General features: G+C 71.2%; 20 protein-coding genes, 1 tRNA gene and 1 CRISPR repeat array (1 of these 22 running past the window's edge). Of the genes, 17 read left to right on the forward strand and 4 right to left on the reverse strand.

The annotated features are described in order from the left end of the window. Positions 1 to 4: 4 nt before the first annotated feature. From ACL02R_RS09550 to ACL02R_RS09580, 7 genes are all read left to right on the forward strand, one after another. Positions 5 to 547 (forward strand): NADH-quinone oxidoreductase subunit J, encoded by a 543-nt coding sequence (locus ACL02R_RS09550; RefSeq protein ID WP_412796612.1) that lies wholly within the window; start codon positions 5 to 7, stop codon positions 545 to 547. Then, positions 547 to 879 (forward strand): NADH-quinone oxidoreductase subunit NuoK, encoded by a 333-nt coding sequence (gene nuoK / locus ACL02R_RS09555; RefSeq protein WP_412796442.1) that lies wholly within the window; start codon positions 547 to 549, stop codon positions 877 to 879. The genes ACL02R_RS09550 and nuoK overlap by 1 nt, the downstream gene beginning before the upstream one ends. After that, a complete protein-coding gene (locus ACL02R_RS09560) occupies positions 876 to 2,762 on the forward strand; it encodes an NADH-quinone oxidoreductase subunit L (RefSeq protein ID WP_412796443.1) in 1,887 nt (628 codons plus the stop codon). Before nuoK ends, ACL02R_RS09560 begins: the two co-directional genes overlap by 4 nt. Positions 2,763 to 2,772: 10 nt before the next feature. Next, on the forward strand, positions 2,773 to 4,359 hold the full coding sequence (locus ACL02R_RS09565) for a complex I subunit 4 family protein (protein ID WP_412796444.1): 1,587 nt from the start codon (positions 2,773 to 2,775) through the stop codon (positions 4,357 to 4,359). Then, positions 4,356 to 5,927, forward strand: a complete 1,572-nt coding sequence (locus tag ACL02R_RS09570) for an NADH-quinone oxidoreductase subunit N (RefSeq protein ID WP_412796445.1) — start codon at positions 4,356 to 4,358, stop codon at positions 5,925 to 5,927. The genes ACL02R_RS09565 and ACL02R_RS09570 overlap by 4 nt, the downstream gene beginning before the upstream one ends. Before the next feature lie 156 nt (positions 5,928 to 6,083). After that, positions 6,084 to 6,947 (forward strand): zinc metalloprotease HtpX, encoded by an 864-nt coding sequence (gene htpX / locus ACL02R_RS09575; RefSeq protein ID WP_412796446.1) that lies wholly within the window; start codon positions 6,084 to 6,086, stop codon positions 6,945 to 6,947. 15 nt (positions 6,948 to 6,962) lie between these two features. After that, positions 6,963 to 7,364 carry a YccF domain-containing protein gene (locus ACL02R_RS09580; RefSeq protein WP_412796447.1) on the forward strand — a complete coding sequence of 134 codons (402 nt, stop codon included), beginning with the start codon at positions 6,963 to 6,965 and terminating at the stop codon, positions 7,362 to 7,364. Positions 7,365 to 7,366: 2 nt separating this feature from the next. Here ACL02R_RS09580 and ACL02R_RS09585 read toward each other — a convergent pair whose 3' ends face one another. Beyond that, positions 7,367 to 7,990, reverse strand: coding sequence for a DedA family protein (locus ACL02R_RS09585; RefSeq protein WP_412796448.1), 624 nt, complete (start codon positions 7,988 to 7,990; stop codon positions 7,367 to 7,369). A 185-nt stretch (positions 7,991 to 8,175) separates the two neighbouring features. Next, the gene (gene corA / locus ACL02R_RS09590) at positions 8,176 to 9,279 is read right to left on the reverse strand and encodes a magnesium/cobalt transporter CorA (protein ID WP_412796613.1); all 1,104 of its coding nucleotides are present in this window, start codon (positions 9,277 to 9,279) and stop codon (positions 8,176 to 8,178) included. A 204-nt stretch (positions 9,280 to 9,483) separates the two neighbouring features. Here corA and ACL02R_RS09595 point away from each other — a divergent pair, with 204 nt between their 5' ends. The 4 genes from ACL02R_RS09595 to ACL02R_RS09610 all read left to right on the forward strand — a co-directional run bounded on the left by ACL02R_RS09595 (position 9,484) and on the right by ACL02R_RS09610 (position 12,886). Continuing rightward, positions 9,484 to 10,905 carry an MFS transporter gene (locus ACL02R_RS09595; RefSeq protein WP_412796449.1) on the forward strand — a complete coding sequence of 474 codons (1,422 nt, stop codon included), beginning with the start codon at positions 9,484 to 9,486 and terminating at the stop codon, positions 10,903 to 10,905. Beyond that, positions 10,902 to 11,534 (forward strand): alpha/beta hydrolase fold domain-containing protein, encoded by a 633-nt coding sequence (locus tag ACL02R_RS09600; RefSeq protein WP_412796450.1) that lies wholly within the window; start codon positions 10,902 to 10,904, stop codon positions 11,532 to 11,534. Before ACL02R_RS09595 ends, ACL02R_RS09600 begins: the two co-directional genes overlap by 4 nt. A 207-nt stretch (positions 11,535 to 11,741) precedes the next feature. Next, a complete protein-coding gene (locus ACL02R_RS09605; protein WP_412796451.1) occupies positions 11,742 to 11,891 on the forward strand; it encodes a hypothetical protein in 150 nt (49 codons plus the stop codon). A gap of 65 nt (positions 11,892 to 11,956) precedes the next feature. After that, positions 11,957 to 12,886: a transglutaminase-like domain-containing protein gene (locus ACL02R_RS09610; protein ID WP_412796452.1), complete on the forward strand. Its 930-nt coding sequence runs from the start codon at positions 11,957 to 11,959 to the stop codon at positions 12,884 to 12,886. On the opposite strand, the gene ACL02R_RS09615 is transcribed toward ACL02R_RS09610, so the two are convergent. Then, on the reverse strand, positions 12,877 to 13,365 hold the full coding sequence (locus ACL02R_RS09615) for a YajQ family cyclic di-GMP-binding protein (RefSeq protein ID WP_362962169.1): 489 nt from the start codon (positions 13,363 to 13,365) through the stop codon (positions 12,877 to 12,879). The genes ACL02R_RS09610 and ACL02R_RS09615 overlap by 10 nt on opposite strands. Positions 13,366 to 13,499: 134 nt before the next feature. On the opposite strand from ACL02R_RS09615, the gene ACL02R_RS09620 reads away from it, so the two are divergent. Further along, positions 13,500 to 13,581: transfer RNA gene (locus ACL02R_RS09620), tRNA-Tyr, on the forward strand. Between the two features lie 171 nt (positions 13,582 to 13,752). Here the strand turns inward: ACL02R_RS09620 and ACL02R_RS09625 are convergent. Then, the gene (locus tag ACL02R_RS09625; RefSeq protein WP_412796453.1) at positions 13,753 to 14,127 is read right to left on the reverse strand and encodes a hypothetical protein; all 375 of its coding nucleotides are present in this window, start codon (positions 14,125 to 14,127) and stop codon (positions 13,753 to 13,755) included. Between the two features lie 258 nt (positions 14,128 to 14,385). On the opposite strand from ACL02R_RS09625, the gene ACL02R_RS09630 reads away from it, so the two are divergent. The 5 genes from ACL02R_RS09630 to ACL02R_RS09650 all read left to right on the forward strand — a co-directional run bounded on the left by ACL02R_RS09630 (position 14,386) and on the right by ACL02R_RS09650 (position 17,020). Next, positions 14,386 to 14,649, forward strand: a complete 264-nt coding sequence (locus ACL02R_RS09630; protein WP_412796454.1) for a hypothetical protein — start codon at positions 14,386 to 14,388, stop codon at positions 14,647 to 14,649. Then, entirely contained in the window at positions 14,627 to 15,136 is a 510-nt protein-coding gene (locus ACL02R_RS09635; protein ID WP_412796455.1) for a DUF6879 family protein, read from the forward strand. The genes ACL02R_RS09630 and ACL02R_RS09635 overlap by 23 nt, the downstream gene beginning before the upstream one ends. Before the next feature lie 27 nt (positions 15,137 to 15,163). Further along, positions 15,164 to 16,006, forward strand: a complete 843-nt coding sequence (locus ACL02R_RS09640; RefSeq protein WP_412796456.1) for a helix-turn-helix domain-containing protein — start codon at positions 15,164 to 15,166, stop codon at positions 16,004 to 16,006. A gap of 88 nt (positions 16,007 to 16,094) precedes the next feature. Further along, positions 16,095 to 16,481 (forward strand): hypothetical protein, encoded by a 387-nt coding sequence (locus ACL02R_RS09645; protein ID WP_412796457.1) that lies wholly within the window; start codon positions 16,095 to 16,097, stop codon positions 16,479 to 16,481. Then, on the forward strand, positions 16,478 to 17,020 hold the full coding sequence (locus tag ACL02R_RS09650) for an NUDIX hydrolase (RefSeq protein ID WP_412796458.1): 543 nt from the start codon (positions 16,478 to 16,480) through the stop codon (positions 17,018 to 17,020). Before ACL02R_RS09645 ends, ACL02R_RS09650 begins: the two co-directional genes overlap by 4 nt. Before the next feature lie 187 nt (positions 17,021 to 17,207). Beyond that, a CRISPR array of direct repeats spans positions 17,208 to 18,087; the repeat unit is 29 nt; unit sequence CGGAACACCTCCGCGCGTGCGGAGAGGAC (it continues 368 nt past the right edge of the window).

Here is an 18,087-nt window from a genome sequence, read left to right on the forward strand (position 1 = left end):
GGAGATGCTGTCGCCCTCGGGGCAGGACGTCGTCTTCGTCCTCGTCGGGCTCGTCGTCCTGGGCGCCGCCGTGCTGTGCGTGACGACGAAGCAGCTCGTGCACGCGGCGCTGTGGCTCGTCGTCGCCCTCGGCGGCCTGGCGGTGCAGTACCTGCTGCTGACCGCCGAGTTCGTCGCGTGGGTGCAGGTCCTCATCTACCTGGGCTCGGTGGTCGTGCTGCTGCTGTTCGGCCTGATGCTCACGCGGGCGCCGATCGGCCCTTCGCCGGACGCCGACTCGGGCAACAGGCCGGTGGCGCTGGCCGTCGCGCTGGCAGCGGCTGCCCTGCTGGTCACGCTGGTGGTGGACGCGTTCCGCACGGCGTGGATCGACCTGGGGACGCCGCGCGGGACGGCGGAGCAGGTCGGCGACAGCCTGTTCCGTTCGTGGGTGCTGCCGTTCGAGGCGCTGTCGGTGCTGCTGCTGGCCGCGCTGGTGGGGGCGATCGTCGTCTCGCGCACCCGCTCGCAGGCCCGCGCCCGGGAGCACGGGGGCGGTGACCGCTGATGCACCTCGTCTACCCGGCCGTGCTCGCCGTGCTGCTGTTCTGCGTCGGCCTGTACGGCGTGCTCGCCCGGCGCAACGCGATCCTCGTCCTCATGTCGGTCGAACTGATGCTCGCCGCCGTGAGCCTGAACCTCGTCGCCTTCGACGTCTGGCTGCGCGACGCGATCCACGCCGGCCAGGTCTTCACGCTCTTCCTCATCGCCCTGTCCGCCGCCGAGATCGGTATCGGCCTCGCCATCGTGCTGCTCGTCCACCGCGCGCGCGGCACGGTCGCCCTCGACGAGCTGCGGGCCGGACGCGAACCGCGCGGACCGCAGCGGGAGACCGAGTGAACACCACGACCGCCGCCGCCCTCGTCCTGCTGCTGCCCCTGGCCGCCGCGGCGCTGATCCTGCTGACGGGCCGCCGCGCGCCCGGGTACGTACGGCCGCTCGCCGTCTTGCCCACGCTGGCCGCCGCCGGGTTCGCCGTACTGGTGGCCGTCCGCCAGGGCGGCGACGACCCGATCGACGCCGCTACGCGCCTGACACCCACCGGCGGAATCCCGATCGACCTCGCCCTGCACCTGGACGGGTTCGCCGTACTGGTCGCGGTGCTCGTGGCCGTCGTCGCCACGTGCGTGCAGCTGTACTCCATCGGCTACATGGCGGACGACCCGCGCTACGCGTCGTACGCCGCGCTGATCTCGCTGTTCACCGCCGCCATGCTGCTCGTGGTGTACGCGGACGACCTGATCGTGCTGCTGGTCGGCTGGGAAGTGATGGGCGTCTGCTCGTACTTCCTCGTGGGCCACTACTGGGAGACACCCGCCGCGCGTGCCGCGTCGCTGAAGGCGTTCCTCGTCACCAAGCTGGGTGACGTCCCGTTCCTGATCGGCATCCTCCTGCTGGCCACCGACGCCGGAACGTTCCGCATCAGCGCCATCGTCACCCGCCTCACGTCCTCCCTCTCCGACTTCCAGCTCGGCCACCCCACGCTCGTCGCGCTGCTGCTGCTCGCCGGGGTCGCCGGGAAGTCCGCGCAGTTCCCCCTGCACACCTGGCTGCCCGACGCCATGGCGGGCCCGACACCCGCCTCCGCGCTGATCCACGCGGCCACCATGGTCGCGGCGGGCGTCTACGTCATCGCCCGCCTGCTGCCCGTCTTCGCCGCGTCGGCCGCCGCCCTGACCGTCCTGGCCGCCGTCGCCGCGCTGACCCTCCTCGGCTCCGCGCTCGCCGCCCTCGCCCAGGACGACGTCAAACGCGTGCTGGCCTACTCGACCATCGGCCAGCTCGGCTACATGACGGGCGCCCTGGCCGTCGCCGACCGCGACGCCGCCGTCTTCCACCTCCTCACCCACGGCGCGTTCAAAGCCCTGCTCTTCCTGGCCGCCGGGGTGCTCATCCACACGGCGGGCACCGGCTCGCTGCGCGCCCTGTCCCGCATGCGCGGCCTGCGCGGGCGCGCCCCCGACGCGTACTGGACCATGGCCATCGGACTGCTCGCGCTGGCCGCCGTGCCGCCGTTCGCCGGGTTCTTCTCCAAGGAGGCCGTGCTGGCCGCCGCCGAGCACGCCGCGGTCGGCGACGGGCACGGCGCGCCCGCCGTCGCCGGGTGGCTCGTCCTGGTCGCCGGGCTGCTGACCGCGCTGCTCACCGCCGCGTACGCCGCCCGCCTCTTCCTGCTCGCCTTCCACGGCCCCGCCGACACCCGCCCCGACCCGGTGCCCGCCCCCGAGGGCGCCGGCCCCGTGATGACGGCGACGCTGTGGTTCCTCGCCGTGCCGTCGCTGCTGCTCGGCCTCGCCTACCCGTGGCTCGACGGCTGGTGGAACGGCGACGGCCTCGGCCCGCAGCCCACCACCACCGTCCTCGCCGTCGCCGCCGCCCTCGCTGGCCTGCTCGCCGCCTGGGCCGCCTGGCGCCGCGCCTGGTCCGACCCGGCGCCCGCCCTCCTCGGCCCGCTGCGCGCCCCGGCCGCCGCCGGTTTCCACCTCGACGCGCTGTACGCGGCGGCCGTCGTACGCCCCACCCAGGCCGGGGCCCAGCTCGTCCGCTTCCTCGACCGCGCCGTGATCGAGACCTACGTACGGGGCGCCGCCGCCGCGCCCGGACGCCTCGGCGCGCTGGCACGCCGCGCCCAGACCGGCAACGTCCAGACGTACCTCAGCGCCGTCGTCGCGGGCGCGCTGGTGCTCGGCGTCGCCGCCGTCCTCGTGGCCGCCGGAGAGTGAGGACCGACCCGTGATCCCGCTGAACGACACCGTCACCGCCTGGCTGCTGATCGCCGTCGTCGCCCTGCCGCTGCTCGGCGCGGCCGCCGCGCTGCTGCCCGCGCCGCCGGGGCTGCGCGGCCCCGGCGGGCCCGAGCGCGACGTGCTGCGCCACGGCGTGACGGTCTCGGGGGCCGTCCTGCTGCTGACGCTCGTCCTCGCCGCCGCCTTCGACCGCGACGGCCCCGGCGGCGACGTGCAGGCCGAGACGGACGTGTCGTGGATTCCCTCGCTGGGCGTGCGGCTGCACCTGGGCGTGGACGGCATCTCGCTGCCGCTGCTGGTACTGACGGCGCTGCTCACGTTCCTCTGCACCCTGCACGCGTACGTCCGCCCGCCCGCCGGGGGCGACCCGCGCGCGTTCGTCGCGTTCATCCTGCTGCTCGAAGGCGGCACCCTCGCCACCTTCGCCGTGCTGGACCTGCTGCTGTTCTTCCTGGCATTCGAGACCGTGCTCGTGCCGATGTACTTCCTCATCGCCCGCTGGGGCGGCGAGGGACGCGGACCGGCGGCGTGGCGCTTCGTGCTCTACACCGTGCTCGGCTCTGTCGTGATGCTGCTGGGGCTGCTGCTGATCGGGCTGCGCGCGGGGACGTTCGACATGACCGCCCTCGCCGACGCGCACGGCGACGGACTCACCCATACGACCCAACTGCTCGCCGTCCTCGCCATCGGCATCGGCCTGGCCGTCAAAACCCCGATGTGGCCGCTGCACAGCTGGCTCCCCGACGCCCATACCGCCGCGCCCACCGCAGGGTCCGTGCTGCTGGCCGGTGTCCTCCTGAAGATGGGCACCTACGGCTTCGTCCGCATCGCGCTGCCCATCGCCCCCGACGGCATGCGCACGTTCGCGCCCTACCTCGGCGCGTTCGCGGTCGCGGGCATCGTGTACGCGTCGCTCGCCTGCCTCGCCCTCGTCCGGCAGGGCGCGGGCGGCGACCTCAAGCGGCTGATCGCCTACTCGTCGGTCGGCCACATGGGCTTCGTCCTGCTGGGCATCGCCAGCATGACGCCCACCGGGGTCAACGGCGCGCTGTTCGCCAACGTGGCGCACGGCCTCATCACCGGCCTGCTGTTCTTCCTCGTCGGCGCGCTCAAGGAACGGACCGGCACCACCGACCTCGACCGCCTCGCCGGGGCCGGGGGAGCGGCGCTGTACGGGCGCACGCCCCGGTTCGGCGGGCTGCTCGCGTTCGCCGCCGTCGCGTCGCTGGGGCTGCCGGGACTCGCCGGGTTCTGGGGCGAGCTGCTGGCCATGCTGGGCGCCTTCGACCCGGCCGCAGGACTGAGCCGCCCCGCCTACGTCACGTACGTCGCCGTCGCCGCGGTCGGCACGCTGCTCACCGCCGCGTACATGCTGCTGGTGGTGCGCCGCGTCTGCATGGGCGACGCCCTGCCGACGAGCGCCCCCGCAGCGCTCCCCGACCTGCGGCGCCACGAGTACGCCGCGTACGGGCCGCTCGCCGCGCTCACGCTGCTCGCCGGACTGTGGCCCGCACTGCTCCTCGGCCTCACCGATCCCGCGGTGCGGCACCTGCTGCCCGGAGTCGCCGGATGACCAGCCTCGTGGACCACCTGACGCAGAGCGTGGACTGGGCCGTCGTCGCGCCGCCCGTCATCACGGCGGTGACGGCCGTGGCGGTACTGGTCGCCGACCTCTTCCTGCCCGTCGCGCGCAAGCGGCTCCTCGGCCCGCTCGCCCTCACGGGGCTGGCCCTGGCCGCGCTGTCGCTGATCCCGCTGCGCCACGGCGACCGCGTGACGTTCTGCCTGGCGGACGGGCCGGGCGCCTGCTCGTACGCCGCCGACCGCTTCGCCGTGCTCATCCAGCTGCTCGTGCTGGGCGGCGCGCTCCTGACGGCGCTGCTCTCCCTGCCCGAGACCGATCCCCGATCGGGTGACCGCGCGCTGCCCGGCGGCGAGTACTGGTTCCTGCTGCTGTCCTCCGTCACCGGCGCCGTCCTGCTGCCCGCCTCACGCGACCTGGCGACACTGATCATCGCCCTAGAGGTCACCACCCTGCCCACCTACGCCCTCGTCGCGCTGCGCAGAGAACCGCGGGGCAAGGGCGACAGCGCGGAGGCGGCGTTCAAGTACTTCCTCACCTCCGTCGCCGCCACCGCCGTGGGGCTGCTGGGCGTCAGCTTCGTGTACGCCGCCTCGGGGAGCCTGCGCCTCGGCGAGATCAGCGGCGGCCTGTCCGCCGCCGAGCCGCGCCTGGCGACGCTGGCCGACGCCGGGGTGGCGCTGACGCTGGTCGGCTTCGCCTTCAAGGCGGCGGCCGTCCCGTTCCACTTCTGGGTGCCCGAGACCTACCTCGGCGCGCCGCTGCCGGTGGCCGCCTACCTGTCGGTCGTCGGCAAGTCCGCCGGGCTCGCGGGCCTCGTCGTGCTCACCACGCGCGGCTTCCCCGACCACGGGCACCTGTGGGGCCCGGCCGTCGCGGTGCTCGCCGGGCTCACCATGACGGTCGGGAACGCGGCGGCCCTGCGCGCCACCGAGGACGCGCCGGGCGGCGCCGTACGGCTGCTGGCCTGGTCGTCCGTCGGGCAGGCGGGATACCTGCTGGTGCCCGTGGCGGCGGGCGCGTACGTCGGCGCGGACGAGGCCATGGGCACGCTCCTCGCGTACGCGCTGATGTACGCCGCGGTGAACCTCGGCGCGTTCGGCGTCGCCGCGTACGTCGGGCGGCGCAGCCCCGGGCAGCGTCTCGCGGACTACCGGGGCCTGTGGGCGCGGCGGCCGCTCGCCGCGCTGGCGCTCGGCTTCTTCCTGCTCTGCCTGGCGGGGCTGCCGCCCGGGGTGATCGGGCTGTTCGCCAAGGTGGCGGTCTTCCGCACCGCCGTGGACGCGGGGCTCGGCGTGCTCGCGGTCGTCATGGCGCTCAACGTGGCCGTGGCGCTGTACTACTACCTGCGCTGGGCGGCCCTGCTCTTCCGGCCCGCCCCCGAGCCCGTCACCCCCGAGCCCGTCACCCCCGAGCCCGCCGCCGTCCCCTCCGCGGGCCCGGCCTGGCGGCCCGGGAAACCCCTGGCGGGGGCCATCGGGCTCGCCGCGCTGGCCGGTCTCGCGCTCTCCGGCGCGCCGCAGCTCGTCCTGGGGTTCACCACCGGCTCGTTCCTCTGACAGGGCGCCGGGGTGACCGCCGTGTAGCCGCGCCGGGGGTGGGAACGGATTTCCCCCGTATGGCGTTGTCTCCTTCAGCAGTGTCCACTGTCAGTGGAGAAACCCGATTTCCGGTACAACCGGCCACCCCCACGCTGCGGAACCAGGAGGGCTCCCGTGCACCGCCGGCACAACGGATTGCGGACCGCCGCCCTGCTCGGCGGGATGTCCGCCCTCATCCTGATCATCGGCAGCTTCTTCGGCAGGGGCGGCCTCGTCATCGCCCTGCTGATCGCCCTCGCGACCAACGGCTACGCCTACTGGAACAGCGACAAGCTCGCCCTGCGCGCCATGCGCGCCCGGCCGGTGGGCGAATTCGAGGCGCCGGGGCTCTACCGCATGGTCCGCGAACTGGCCGGGGAGGCGCGGCAGCCGATGCCGCGGCTGTACATCTCGCCCACCGAGGCGCCCAACGCGTTCGCCACCGGGCGCAACCCGCGCAACGCCGCCGTCTGCTGCACCGAGGGCATCCTGCGGCTGCTCGACGAGCGGGAGCTGCGCGGCGTCATCGGCCACGAGCTGAGCCACGTCTACAACCGGGACATCCTCATCTCGTCGGTCGCGGGCGCCATGGCGTCCGTGATCATGTTCCTGGTGAACTTCGCGTGGTTCATCCCCATCGGGCGCGACGACGACGAGGGCGGCCCGGGGATCGTCGGGATGCTGCTGGTCATGCTCCTCGGCCCGATCGCCGCCTCGCTGATCCAGCTCGCCGTCAGCAGGTCGCGGGAGTACGAGGCCGACGCGTCCGGCGCCCGCCTGACCGGCGACCCGCTGGCGCTCGCCGGCGCGCTGCGCAAGCTGGAGGCGGGCACGCAGGCGCGGCCGCTGCGCCCCGAACCGCAGCTGGAGACCGCGAGCCACCTGATGATCGCCAACCCGTTCCGCCGCGGCGAGGGCCTGGCCCGGATGTTCGCCACGCATCCGCCGATGGCCGAGCGCATCGAAAGGCTCGAACGCATGGCGGGTGGCCGCCCCTGACGCCATGCTGGTGTCGTGCGCACTCTTCTGAACATCATCTGGCTTGTCTTCTCGGGCTTCTGGCTCGCGCTCGGCTACGCGATCGCCGGAATCCTCTGTTTCATCTTCATCATCACGATCCCGTTCGGCATCGCGTGCTTCCGCATCGCGGGCTACGCGCTGTGGCCCTTCGGGTACCGCGTCACCGAGCGGCACGACTCGGGCGCCGCGTCCCTGGTGGGGAACGTGATCTGGCTGATCGTGGCCGGCATCTGGATCACGCTGGGCCACATCACCGCCGGGATCGCCTTCTGTCTGACGATCATCGGCATCCCGTTCGGCATCGCCCACTTCAAGCTGATCCCGGTCTCGCTGATGCCGCTGGGCCGCGAAGTGGTGCCGACCTCCAACGGGTTGCCCCACTACCGCTGGAGCTGAGCTCAGTCCTCGGAGGCGCGGCCGGCGGATATGCGGTTGCGCAGGAGCCGGACGCCCTCGTGCAGCACGGTGATCGCCAGCGCCAGCCCGAGGCCGAGGGCCACACCGCGCAGCGGGTTGTCCTCGAACGCGTGGCCCCCCAGGTAGCCGATGCCCGCCGAGTACACGGCCCAGCTGACGGCGGCGATCGCGTCGTACCGGGAGAAGAGGCGCAGCGGGTAGCCGGTGGCGCCGGTGGTCAGCGTGGCCGCCGTGCGCCCGCCGGGGATGTACCGGGCGACGATCAGCATCAGGCCGCCGCGCCGTTCCAGGAGGTTGCCGACCTGGTCGTAGGCCCGCTGGGTGCGGCTGCCGGGTTTGAGCCGGGAGTAGATCCGCGCTCCCGACTTCCTGCCTATGAAGTACGAGATGTGGTCGCCTGTGAACGCGCCGAGCGCCGCCACCAGGATGATCAGGCCCACGTCGGGGGTGCCGTCCGTCGCCGCGAAGACCCCGAGGGTGACCACCAGGGTCTCACTCGGCACCACGGGGAAGAAGCCGTCGAGCTTCGCGACGACGAAGAGCGCCAGGTACACCCAGGGGGTGGAGACGAACTCCTCGATCGCGTTCAGGATCGCGTTGTCCACGGGCCCAGCCTAGGCAATGCCCTTCGCCCCGCGGACCTGGCGTTCGTCTAGGAACGTCACGACTTTGGTCTAACCCGTGCACCGACCACGGACAGATCCGGGACCACTCCGGTCAGCTCATCTCCGCCCCGTTCAAAGCCCTTCACGTCCTGTCGGTTTCCGGTCTTCCCGCCCCGGCCCGCGCCTCAGAGCCAGCCGTTGCGCCGGAACCCCCGGTGGATCAGGAAGCAGGCCACCAGCATCACGCCGATCACCAGGGGATAGCCGAAGCGCCAGTGCAGCTCCGGCATGTGGTCGAAGTTCATGCCGTAGACCCCGCAGACCATCGTCGGCACGGCCAGGATCGCCGCCCAGGCGGTGATCTTCCGCATGTCCTCGTTCTGCGCGACCGTGACCTGCGACAGGTTCGCCTGGAGGATCGAGTCGATCAGCGAGTCATAGCCGTTGATCTCCCCGGAGACGCGCGACAGGTGGTCGGCGACGTCCCGGAAGTAGCTGCGGATGTCCGGGTCGATCATGGGCAGCCCGCCCTCGGAGAGCTGCTCCAGCGGCCGGTCGAGCGGCGCCACCGCCCGCCGCAGTTCGAGCAGCTCGCGCTTGAGCTGGTAGATCTGTCCGGGGTACGCGGCGCCGCGCCCCCTGGTGTCGGCGAAGACGGCCGTCTCGATGTCGTCGATGTCGTCCCGCACCGCCGCCGCGACGTCCAGGTACTGGTCCACCACCTGGTCGGCGATGGCGTGCAGCACGGCCGAGGGCCCCTTGGCGAGCTGCTCGGGCTCGCTCTCCAGCCTCTCCCGCAGCGGCCCCAGCGAGCCGTGCCCGCCGTGCCGGACCGTGACGACGAAGTCCTTGCCCGTGAAGACCATGATCTCGCCCGTCTCCACGACCTCGCTGTTCGCCGTCAGCCGCTCGTGGTCCACGTACCGCACCGTCTTGAGCACCGTGAACAGGGTGTCGTCGTACTGCTCCAGCTTGGGCCGCTGGTGCGCGTTGACGGCGTCCTCGACGGCCAGCGGGTGCAGTCCGAACAGCTCGGCGATGTCCTCGAACTCGGCCGCGGTCGGCTCGTGCAGCCCGATCCAGACGAAGCCGCCGCGCCGCTTGCGCACCAGCTCGATCGCCTCGTCCGTCGTCAGCCGCCCCGGGCTGCGGTGGCCCTGGAGGTAGACGGCGCAGTTGACGACGGCGTTGCCGAGCGGCGAGCGCGCGGGGTGGCTGAGGTCCACCTTGGTGGGCAGCGTCGGCCGTTCCCGGCTGAGCCGTACGGCCCTGCGGAAGCTGCGGATCATCGACACGGAGGGCTCCTCGTCCCGGCCGGCGGCGCGGCGGTTCGGCGTTGGTTGCGGATATTACTCTCGGTGTCCACCCCGCCTCCGGCTACACCCATCCCCAGCATTAACGGGAACCAGGTTCCATTAGTCATCCCCATCGGGCTATGCTCATCTCGCGCTAACGGAAACAGAGACCCGTTAGGCGGTCTGAGAGGTACGCCCATGCCCACCGCCACCCGGTCCACCGCCCCCGCCCGCGACATACCCCCCGACACGCCACCCCGCATGACCGGCCGCCAGAAGCTCGTCCTGACCCTGCTCCTCGGCGCCCAGTTCATGATCGCCGTGGACTTCTCCATCCTCAACGTGGCGCTCCCCGTCGTCGGCGAGGGCCTCGGCTTCTCCCTCGGCGGCCTCCAGTGGATCGCCACCGCCTTCGCCCTCGCCGCCGCCGGCTTCACCCTCCTCCTCGGCCGCGTCGGCGACCTCCTCGGCCGCAAGCGCGTCTTCCTCGTCGGCATGGCCGTCCTGGGCGCCTCGTCCCTCCTCGGCGGCCTCGCCACCTCGCCCGAGATACTGCTCACCGCCCGCGTCCTCCAGGGCCTCGCCACCGCCGCCGTCACCCCGGCCGGGCTCGCCCTCCTCACCACCGCGTTCCCCGAAGGCGCCCTGCGCGACCGCGCCCTCGGCCTCAACGGCGCGCTGATGTCCGCCGGCTTCACCGCGGGCGCCATCCTCGGCGGCCTGCTGACCGACCTGCTCTCCTGGCGCTGGGCGTTCTTCATCAACGTGCCCGTCGCCGCGCTCGTCCTCGTCCTCGCGCCGTCCCTGATCCGCGACGCGCGCCCCGCCCGGCGCCCCCGGCTCGACATACCGGGCGCGGCGAGCGTCACCGGCGGTCTGCTGCTGCTCGTCTTCGGCATGAACAACGGCCACAGCTCCGGCTGGACCGACCCCGTCACCCTCGGCACCCTCGTCGCGGGCGCCGCCGCGCTCATCGCCTTCTGGATCATCGAGAAGAACGCGGACGCGCCGCTCGTCCCCGTCACGATCCTGCGCCGCCGCACCGTCGTCTGGGGCAACGCGGCGGGCCTGACCGCCTTCCTCACCGAGACGTCGCTCGTCTTCCTCCTGACCCTCTACCTCCAGGAGGTCCTGGACTACACGCCGCTCGCGACCGGCCTCGCGTTCGGCGTCCTCGGCCTCGGCACCGTCGTCGGCGGCACGCTCGGCGGCCGCACGGTCTCCCGCATCGGCAGCCGCGCCGCGATCCTCACCGGCGGCGTCGTCCAGGCCGTCGCCACCGCGCTGCTCGTCACCCTGGGCACGTCCGGCTCCTGGATCTGGCTCGTGCTGGCCGCCACGTTCGTCGGCGGCGTCGGCAACATGCTGATGATCACCGGCTTCATGGTCACGGCCACCTCCGGCCTCCCCGACGCCGAGCAGGGCCTCGCCACCGGGCTCGCCACCATGACCCAGCAGGTCGGCATCACGATGGGCATCCCGGTGATGAGCGCCATCGCCACCGCCCGCATGGCCCCGGACGACGTGCTCCCCGGCGTCACCCTGGCCATCGGCATCAACGCGGCGCTGGTCCTCGCCGGCGCCCTCCTCGCCTTCCGCTTCCTCCCCGCCCGCCGATGAACAGCACCCCCTGGTACCCGGTGGTCGTCCCCCCGGACGCCCACCGGCCCGGCGGCTGGCTCGTGTGGGCCCACGGCGGCAGCTGGCACACCGGCTCCACCGCGGCGTGGTTCCCCGCCCTGGCCGACTACGCCGCCGAGGCCGGCACCGCCCTCGTCGGCGTCGACTACCGGCTCGCCCCCGCCCACCCGTACCCCGCCCCGCTGCACGACGTACTGGCCGCCTACGACTGGACCCGCGCCCAGGCGGACGGCGCCCCCGTCTCCCTCGGCGGCGACAGCGCGGGCGCCACCCTCGCCGCCACCGCCGCCCTGGCCCTCCGGGACCGCGGCGACGAGCAACCGGCCGCCCAGATCCTCGCCTACCCGCCCCTCGACCCCGCCTGCACCGCGCCCTCCTACCACCGCGACCCGGCCGCCTTCCCCCAGCCGGCCACTCTGTCCGCGGCCTGGCGCGCCTACGGCGGCGACACCCCACTCCGCGCCGCTGACCTCACCGGCCTGGCCCCCACCGTCCTGGCGGTGGGGGCGCTCGACCCGGTGGCGGACGACGTGACCGCCTACGCCCGCCGCCTCACCGCCGCACACCTCGCCGCAGCCCACACCGAACTGCTGAGGAGCACCCGATGACCGCGCCCACCCCACTCCCCTACACCGAAGCGCTACTGCGCCACTTCACCGACCTGCGCGACGGCACCCACGGCCACGACCCCGCCCCGCACCCCCGACGCGACATGGGACCTCTCCTGGCCGGAGCAACGCGCGGCCCGCGTCGCCTCGCTCCGGCTGCACACGTTCTACGGCCGCACGTTCCATCGCCCCCACCTCCAGGGCGGCATGGTCGGCCAGTGGCCGCTCAACGTCTTCGCGCCACACCAGGCCGAGGCCGAAATCCCCACCCTCCGCGCCATCGCATCGGCCGACCTGCACAACCTGGTCTACCAACGCGACCACCGCCTGATCCCGGCCGCCACCGCCACGCAATAGAACGTACGATCGATTCACTCAGCGCTCCGCGGCCCAACCGCCGCACCACCAAGGGGAGTCCACCCGTGCCCGAGCCCCGTCTCGACCCCGCAGAAGCGGCCTACTACACCGCCCAGAGCCCGTTCTCCGACCCCGGCGACCTGGCCCGCCTGTACGACGCCCTCCCCGCCGACCCCGCCCGGCTCGCCCGCGTCGCCCGCGACCTAGTGATCCACCGCATGGAAGGCCCGCTCTACGGCTACGACATCCCCGCCGACCGCCTGGCCCACGACGCCGAGACGCGCTACACCGACGACACCCTCCGCCTCATCGTCTCCCGCGACCCCGCCCCACTGACCGAGCCCCGTGCCCCCGCCGACCGCTTCGTCGGCATCTGCCGCGACATCGCCCTGCTGCACTGCTCGATGCTGCGCCACACGGGCACCCCCGCCCGCGTCCGCTCAGGCTTCGCCCGCTACTTCAGCACCGACGGCTTCCACGACGACCACATGGTCACCGAATACTGGGCGCCAGGACGCGGCTGGCTCCTCGCCGACGCCGAACTGGCCGACCCCCTCGTCACGGACCGCTTCGGCATCGCCTTCGACCCCCTCGACATCCCGCGCGACCGCTTCCTCGTCGCCGGCCGCGCCTGGCAGGCCCTGCGCACCGGCGAGGCGGACCCCGCCTGCTTCGGCCTGCGCCTCCCGGACGGCGCGCTGACCGGCAGCTGGTTCGTGGCGGGCAACGTCCGCCTCGACATCGCCGCGCTCAACAGGACCGAGACCCTGCTATGGGACATCTGGGGCGAGGGCGCGGACAGCGAGGCGGAAATGACGGACACCCTCCGCGCCCTCTGCGACCGCGCCGCCCCGCTCTCCTCCGACACCGTCCCGTTCGACGCGGTACGGACCCTCTTCCGCGCGGAGGACGGCCTGCGCACCCCCGCGACCGTCCTGTCCCTCGCCCCCTTCGACGGCCCGTCCCGCGTGACCCTCCGCACCGCTCAGCGGTAGTTGACGAACTGCACCGCGAAGTCGAAGTCCCTCTCGCGCACCAGCCGCTGGACCTCCTGGAGGTCGTCCCTGCTCTTGGAACTGACGCGCAGCTCGTCGCCCTGCACCTGGGCCTTCACGCCCTTGGGACCCTCGTCGCGGATCAGCTTGGCGACCTTCTTCGCGTCGTCCGTGGAGATGCCCTCCTTGACGGTGCAGTACAGCCGGTACTCCTTGCCCGACGCCTGCGGCTCGCCCGCGTCCAGCGCCTTCAGGGAGATGCCGCGCTTCACCAGCTTGGTCTGGAAGATGTCCAGCACGGCGTTGGCGCGCTCCTCCGCGTTGGCGCGGATCTCGATGCGCTCGCCCGACCAGGCGATGGACGCGTCCACGCCGCGGAAGTCGTACCGCTGCGAGACCTCCTTCGCGGCCTGGTTGAGCGCGTTGTCGACCTCCTGCCGGTCAACCTTCGAGACGATGTCGAAACTGGAGTCGGCCATGGTGATGTGGCTCCTCACGAAACTCGCCGGTCACGGGTCGCCGGACAGCCTAACGACCCCGCGCCCGCCCACAGCGGCGCACAACCGGGTGGCGGACCACCCCGCCCCATCGGGTATCGTTTACCGCGTTGCGAGGCGGTGTGCCCGAGCGGCCAAAGGGAGCAGACTGTAAATCTGCCGGCTCAGCCTTCCCAGGTTCGAATCCTGGCGCCGCCACGTTGCTCAAAGTAGCCCCTGACCTGCGGAAACGCGGTCGGGGGTTTACTTATGCGGCCAGCGGGGCCCGCTCGCCAGAAAGTCCCCTATGTCCCACTTTACCCCGCAGGATTCCGCGTGTTGTCGGGCACGCGTGGGGGATTTGTGGGGGGAACCGGGCTCCGGATGGGGCTATCCCCAGCGCTGGAGCCACTCGCTGACGCGGCGGTTGGCGTCCTCGTCGGTGTCGTGGACGAAGCGGGCGTAGACGCGGAGCAGGACCTCCACGCTGTGCCCGGCGCGCTGGGCGACGGTCTGCGGGGGGACACCGGCACTGAGCTGCCCGGAGAGCCCGGCGGGCCGCAGGCTCCTGGGGTCCTTGGCGAGATCGGTGCCGAGGAGGTGCGGAGGCAGCACGGCCTTACGCGCCTTTTCCCAGACCTCGCCGTATCCGGTGTCCTGGAGCAGCCCTCCCCGGTTGGTGCGGAACAGGCGGCCGTCCGGGGCGAATCCGTATGCCTCGATGTGCCAGCGGAGCATGGCGACCAGCTCCGGTGGGATGGGCAAGGCCCGTCCTCCGCCGACCCCCGATCACAGCCAAGCCTGGTGCCGCGCTCGTTCTCAACTGATCAGTAAGGCAACATCGCCATCTGTCTCCACGGTCGTGACTGCGTGCCTGGATACGACGAGTTGGTCACTGGAGTTCTTCAAGCCCCTGGGGGTGCCGAGGACTTCTGGCAAGTTTGGGCATGTCACTCGACGTTGCGTCAGCGCTTCGGGCAGCATCGGCAAGCAGGGCGACACCGGTCTCAGGAGGAGGGCATCATGGCGTTGCGTATGCTCGGCAAGGACCCCAACAGCCCGGAGGGCAACAGTCCGACCGTGTACCTGGACGAGGAGCTGGACTGCTATCTCGTGCAGGGCTACAAGGTTGAGGACGCGGAGCGGCTCGGGCAGATGGCCATTCCCGGCCACGAGACGGTTGTGCAGATCCCGCGCTACATGGTGCAGTTCTTCCGCGAGGACGACAGGTTCGGTACGGGCGCCAACTCGGAGATGGAGAAGGATGGCGGAGGCTCCGACGTTTAAAGAGCTCTTCCACGACTGCCAGAGAAGCGCTGTTCATCTGGAGACGCGGGACGCATATTCAAAGACGGACTCGGCGTTCATCGACTGGAAGGCCGGAAAGTCCATTGATCCGCAGCGATGGGGGGCCTGGCGCTCCATCGTCGGTGAGTCTGTTTCGCGCGGAGTTGCGATCCGTCGAGCCCGCGTGGTATCGACTCCCGTGAGCGAATACATCCGCTTTGAGTATGACGTGACGGCGGGTCTGAACATCGCGGCGGGCGAGGATGTGCGCTGGCTCTCGCGGCGAGACGCCACGGGAATCACGCTCCCGGGCAACGACTTCTGGTTGTTCGACTCCTCCCTTGTGTACGTCAATCACTTTGACGGGGAAGGCGAGCCGACGGAACCGGAACTCACCGAGGGCCCGGAGATCGTCAAGCTCTGCGAGTCTGCCTTCGAGGCGGTTTGGAAGCAAGCCACACCTCATGCAGACTTCGAAGTGCGCTGAGACTTCACCCGGGACTGTCACCGCAAAATGGAAGCCGCATCGTCAAGCGTCCAGGCAGCGCGTAAGGCGCTCGGACGCCGCCTGGGTGAAATCCGGAGTGCGGCCGGGCTGACAAAGCGTGCTCTGGCCGAGAGAGTCGGGTGGCACGAGTCGAAGGCTTCGCGCTTCGAGAGCGGCACACGTGCGCCCTCGGAGCGCGACCTTCGCGATTGGTGCCACGCGTGCGGAGCGGACGACCAGGCTGAGGATCTGGTGTCGACGGCCCGAGGCATCGAGGGCATGTACGTCGAATGGCACAGCATGGAGCGCGCTGGTCTCACGTGGGCTCAGCGCTCCGTCCTGCCGCTCTGGGAGCGCACTCAGCGGTTCCGGTTCTACTCGCCGTGGCTCATCCCGGGACCGGTGCAAACCGCTTCGTACATCAAGGCACTTCTGACGTCAGTTCGTGATCGTCGCCGCCTGAAGGATGATATCGATACGGCGGTCGAAGTCCGCGTCGAGAAGCAGAAGGCCGTCTACAGCAATCGCCAGTTCGCCATCCTGCTGGAAGAGGATGCCCTCTATCACCGCGTCGGCGGAGCGGAGATTTTGGCCGGACAGCTCGGCTATCTGCTCACAGTGATGGCTCTGCCCACGGTGAGCATCGGGATCATCCCCCGAGACGTCGAGCGGGCTTTCATGCCTGTCGAAGGATTCTTCCTTTTCGATGAGCACACCGTGAATGTCGAACTGGTGTCCGCGTATCTGACTGTCGTGCAGAAGCACGAGGTGGCCATGTATGTCGAGACCTTCACCGACCTCGCCAAGCTCGCTGTCCACGGCCATGGCGCGCGTGACCTCATAACCAAAGCGATCAATTCGCTCGACTGATCACGGCAAGTTCGGGCACACTCCTGGAGTTCTTCTCGTCGTCCTCTCTACGGTTGAGTGCACGGTTCCAAAACGTGCCCGGGGGGACGTGGTGGCGTTGGCAAGTATCGGCAAAGCATCTGGGGCGGTCGGTGGCAGGAATTTCGATCACACCGTCGATGTCGAGGGAATCTCCGCGCTGACCGATCATGTCCTGGCCATGGAGACGGGCACCACGACTCGCCCGGCCATGGACGAAATTCTCCCCATGGTCCTGCGCCATTTGAACAGCCTCCTGGACACGGGTCTCGGGCAGGTCGGCAACGGGGAGGCGCGGGCGTTGCGCCACATGGCCCTCTCCCTGATCGAGCGGGGGAGCCGACCCAACGACGAGACGCCGGCCTTCGGGGTCTTCATCCATCTCCACGAGACCGCCCTGATCACTCGCCGCCTCCTGTGCATCTACGCCCAGCGCGAAGGGCTGAACCTCCCGTGACCGTCGAGGTGAGCCAGATCGTCAGGGAGTTGTCGCACTACCTCGCGGAGCGCCCTGCTGAGCAGACGGCCATGATGCCGTTGTACGACGCGGCTCGGGACCACGCCCAGCGTCGAATCTGTACACATGATGGACGCTGCCCCGCCATCACGGTGGGCGCAGTCGTACTGGACGAGCGGGGATACGTTCTCGCACGTCGCTACCGTGGCGGCTTCGCCTTCACCGAAGCAGAACCCGAGGAGCAGGACGACGCCCTCAGCGGAACAGCGCTCCGGCTGCTCGCCGAGGAGATCGGCATCCGGGACGTGTGGGCGGAGCCGGGCGTCAGCGGCCCCTTTCTGATCGATGTGGCCCGCCCTGGTCAGCACCGGTACGGGCCGCGCCTCCGCATCGGCTTCCGGTATCTCTACCGAGCCCATTCGAGCGCTGTGTCGGTCTCGGCGGCCGGTACGGGGGGAGCGGCGTGGGTGCCCATGGCCAGCGTCAGTATCCGATCTGTTCGTGATCGGCTCCGTGACTTTCTGGCGAGCACCCCGTGAGCCCGCCGAAGCCTCAGATCCGCCATGCGACACGTGTCCTGATCCTGGGCGCCGCCATCGTGATCGTCATGTGGAGGACATGAGTGCCCGAGCACGGGCGCACGAATCCACCCGCCAGCTTTCTCCGGCCGCTCGGAACCGCCCCGGCGACCCGGTGGCCCGGCGATGTCCGGGTTGGCGACTACCTCGGAACACCTCCGCGCGTGCGGAGAGGACTCGGTGATGACGGGCACGAGGACGGTCGCGAGCGGAACACCTCCGCGCGTGCGGAGAGGACAAGACGTCCCACTGCTCGTGGGTGAGCGTCAGCGGAACACCTCCGCGCGTGCGGAGAGGACAGCCCCGTGCGCTCCACCGCGACGGCCGCGGCCGGAACACCTCCGCGCGTGCGGAGAGGACTTCAGCTCGTTGGTACGCTGCATTGCCTGCTCCGGAACACCTCCGCGCGTGCGGAGAGGACCAACCCTCCCGGCGCGCGGCGAGAGCCCCGATCGGAACACCTCCGCGCGTGCGGAGAGGACGTACTCGGACGAGGAGAGGGTCATCGGGGCTCCGGAACACCTCCGCGCGTGCGGAGAGGACGCGCCGTCACCGAACACGGCGCTGGTGTCGACCGGAACACCTCCGCGCGTGCGGAGAGGACCCCTGTGGGTTGCCGTACAGCGCTTGCTCTCCCGGAACACCTCCGCGCGTGCGGAGAGGACGCCCAGTGCACGTCCTCGGAGCCGACCGACCACGGAACACCTCCGCGCGTGCGGAGAGGACTGATCATGGACATGGACACGGAGATCTGGGGACGGAACACCTCCGCGCGTGCGGAGAGGACGCGGGCGCGCGTCTCGACGGTGATCCCGGCGGTGGAACACCTCCGCGCGTGCGGAGAGGACGCCGCCCTGCCCGTCCGTCCGTCCGTCCGTGGCGGAACACCTCCGCGCGTGCGGAGAGGACGTACCGGTCACCGACCTGACCGGGCAGCCGTTCGGAACACCTCCGCGCGTGCGGAGAGGACAGTCCGGCGCCGTCGCCTGGCAGCTCGCGGACCGGAACACCTCCGCGCGTGCGGAGAG

This window comes from Streptomyces sp. MS19 (assembly GCF_047200595.1).
Lineage (GTDB): Bacteria > Actinomycetota > Actinomycetes > Streptomycetales > Streptomycetaceae > Streptomyces.

Excerpts from the sequence above, each read along its gene's own strand:
- ACL02R_RS09550 (WP_412796612.1), top strand. The coding sequence starts at position 5 with ATGCTGTCGCCCTCGGGGCAGGACGTCGTCTTCGTCCTCGTCGGGCTC.
- nuoK (WP_412796442.1), top strand. The coding sequence starts at position 547 with ATGCACCTCGTCTACCCGGCCGTGCTCGCCGTGCTGCTGTTCTGCGTC.
- ACL02R_RS09570 (WP_412796445.1), top strand. The coding sequence starts at position 4,356 with ATGACCAGCCTCGTGGACCACCTGACGCAGAGCGTGGACTGGGCCGTC.
- corA (WP_412796613.1), bottom strand. The coding sequence starts at position 9,279 with ATGATCCGCAGCTTCCGCAGGGCCGTACGGCTCAGCCGGGAACGGCCG.
- ACL02R_RS09595 (WP_412796449.1), top strand. The coding sequence starts at position 9,484 with ATGCCCACCGCCACCCGGTCCACCGCCCCCGCCCGCGACATACCCCCC.
- ACL02R_RS09600 (WP_412796450.1), top strand. The coding sequence starts at position 10,902 with ATGAACAGCACCCCCTGGTACCCGGTGGTCGTCCCCCCGGACGCCCAC.
- ACL02R_RS09605 (WP_412796451.1), top strand. The coding sequence starts at position 11,742 with ATGGTCGGCCAGTGGCCGCTCAACGTCTTCGCGCCACACCAGGCCGAG.
- ACL02R_RS09615 (WP_362962169.1), bottom strand. The coding sequence starts at position 13,365 with ATGGCCGACTCCAGTTTCGACATCGTCTCGAAGGTTGACCGGCAGGAG.
- ACL02R_RS09630 (WP_412796454.1), top strand. The coding sequence starts at position 14,386 with ATGGCGTTGCGTATGCTCGGCAAGGACCCCAACAGCCCGGAGGGCAAC.
- ACL02R_RS09635 (WP_412796455.1), top strand. The coding sequence starts at position 14,627 with ATGGCGGAGGCTCCGACGTTTAAAGAGCTCTTCCACGACTGCCAGAGA.
- ACL02R_RS09640 (WP_412796456.1), top strand. The coding sequence starts at position 15,164 with ATGGAAGCCGCATCGTCAAGCGTCCAGGCAGCGCGTAAGGCGCTCGGA.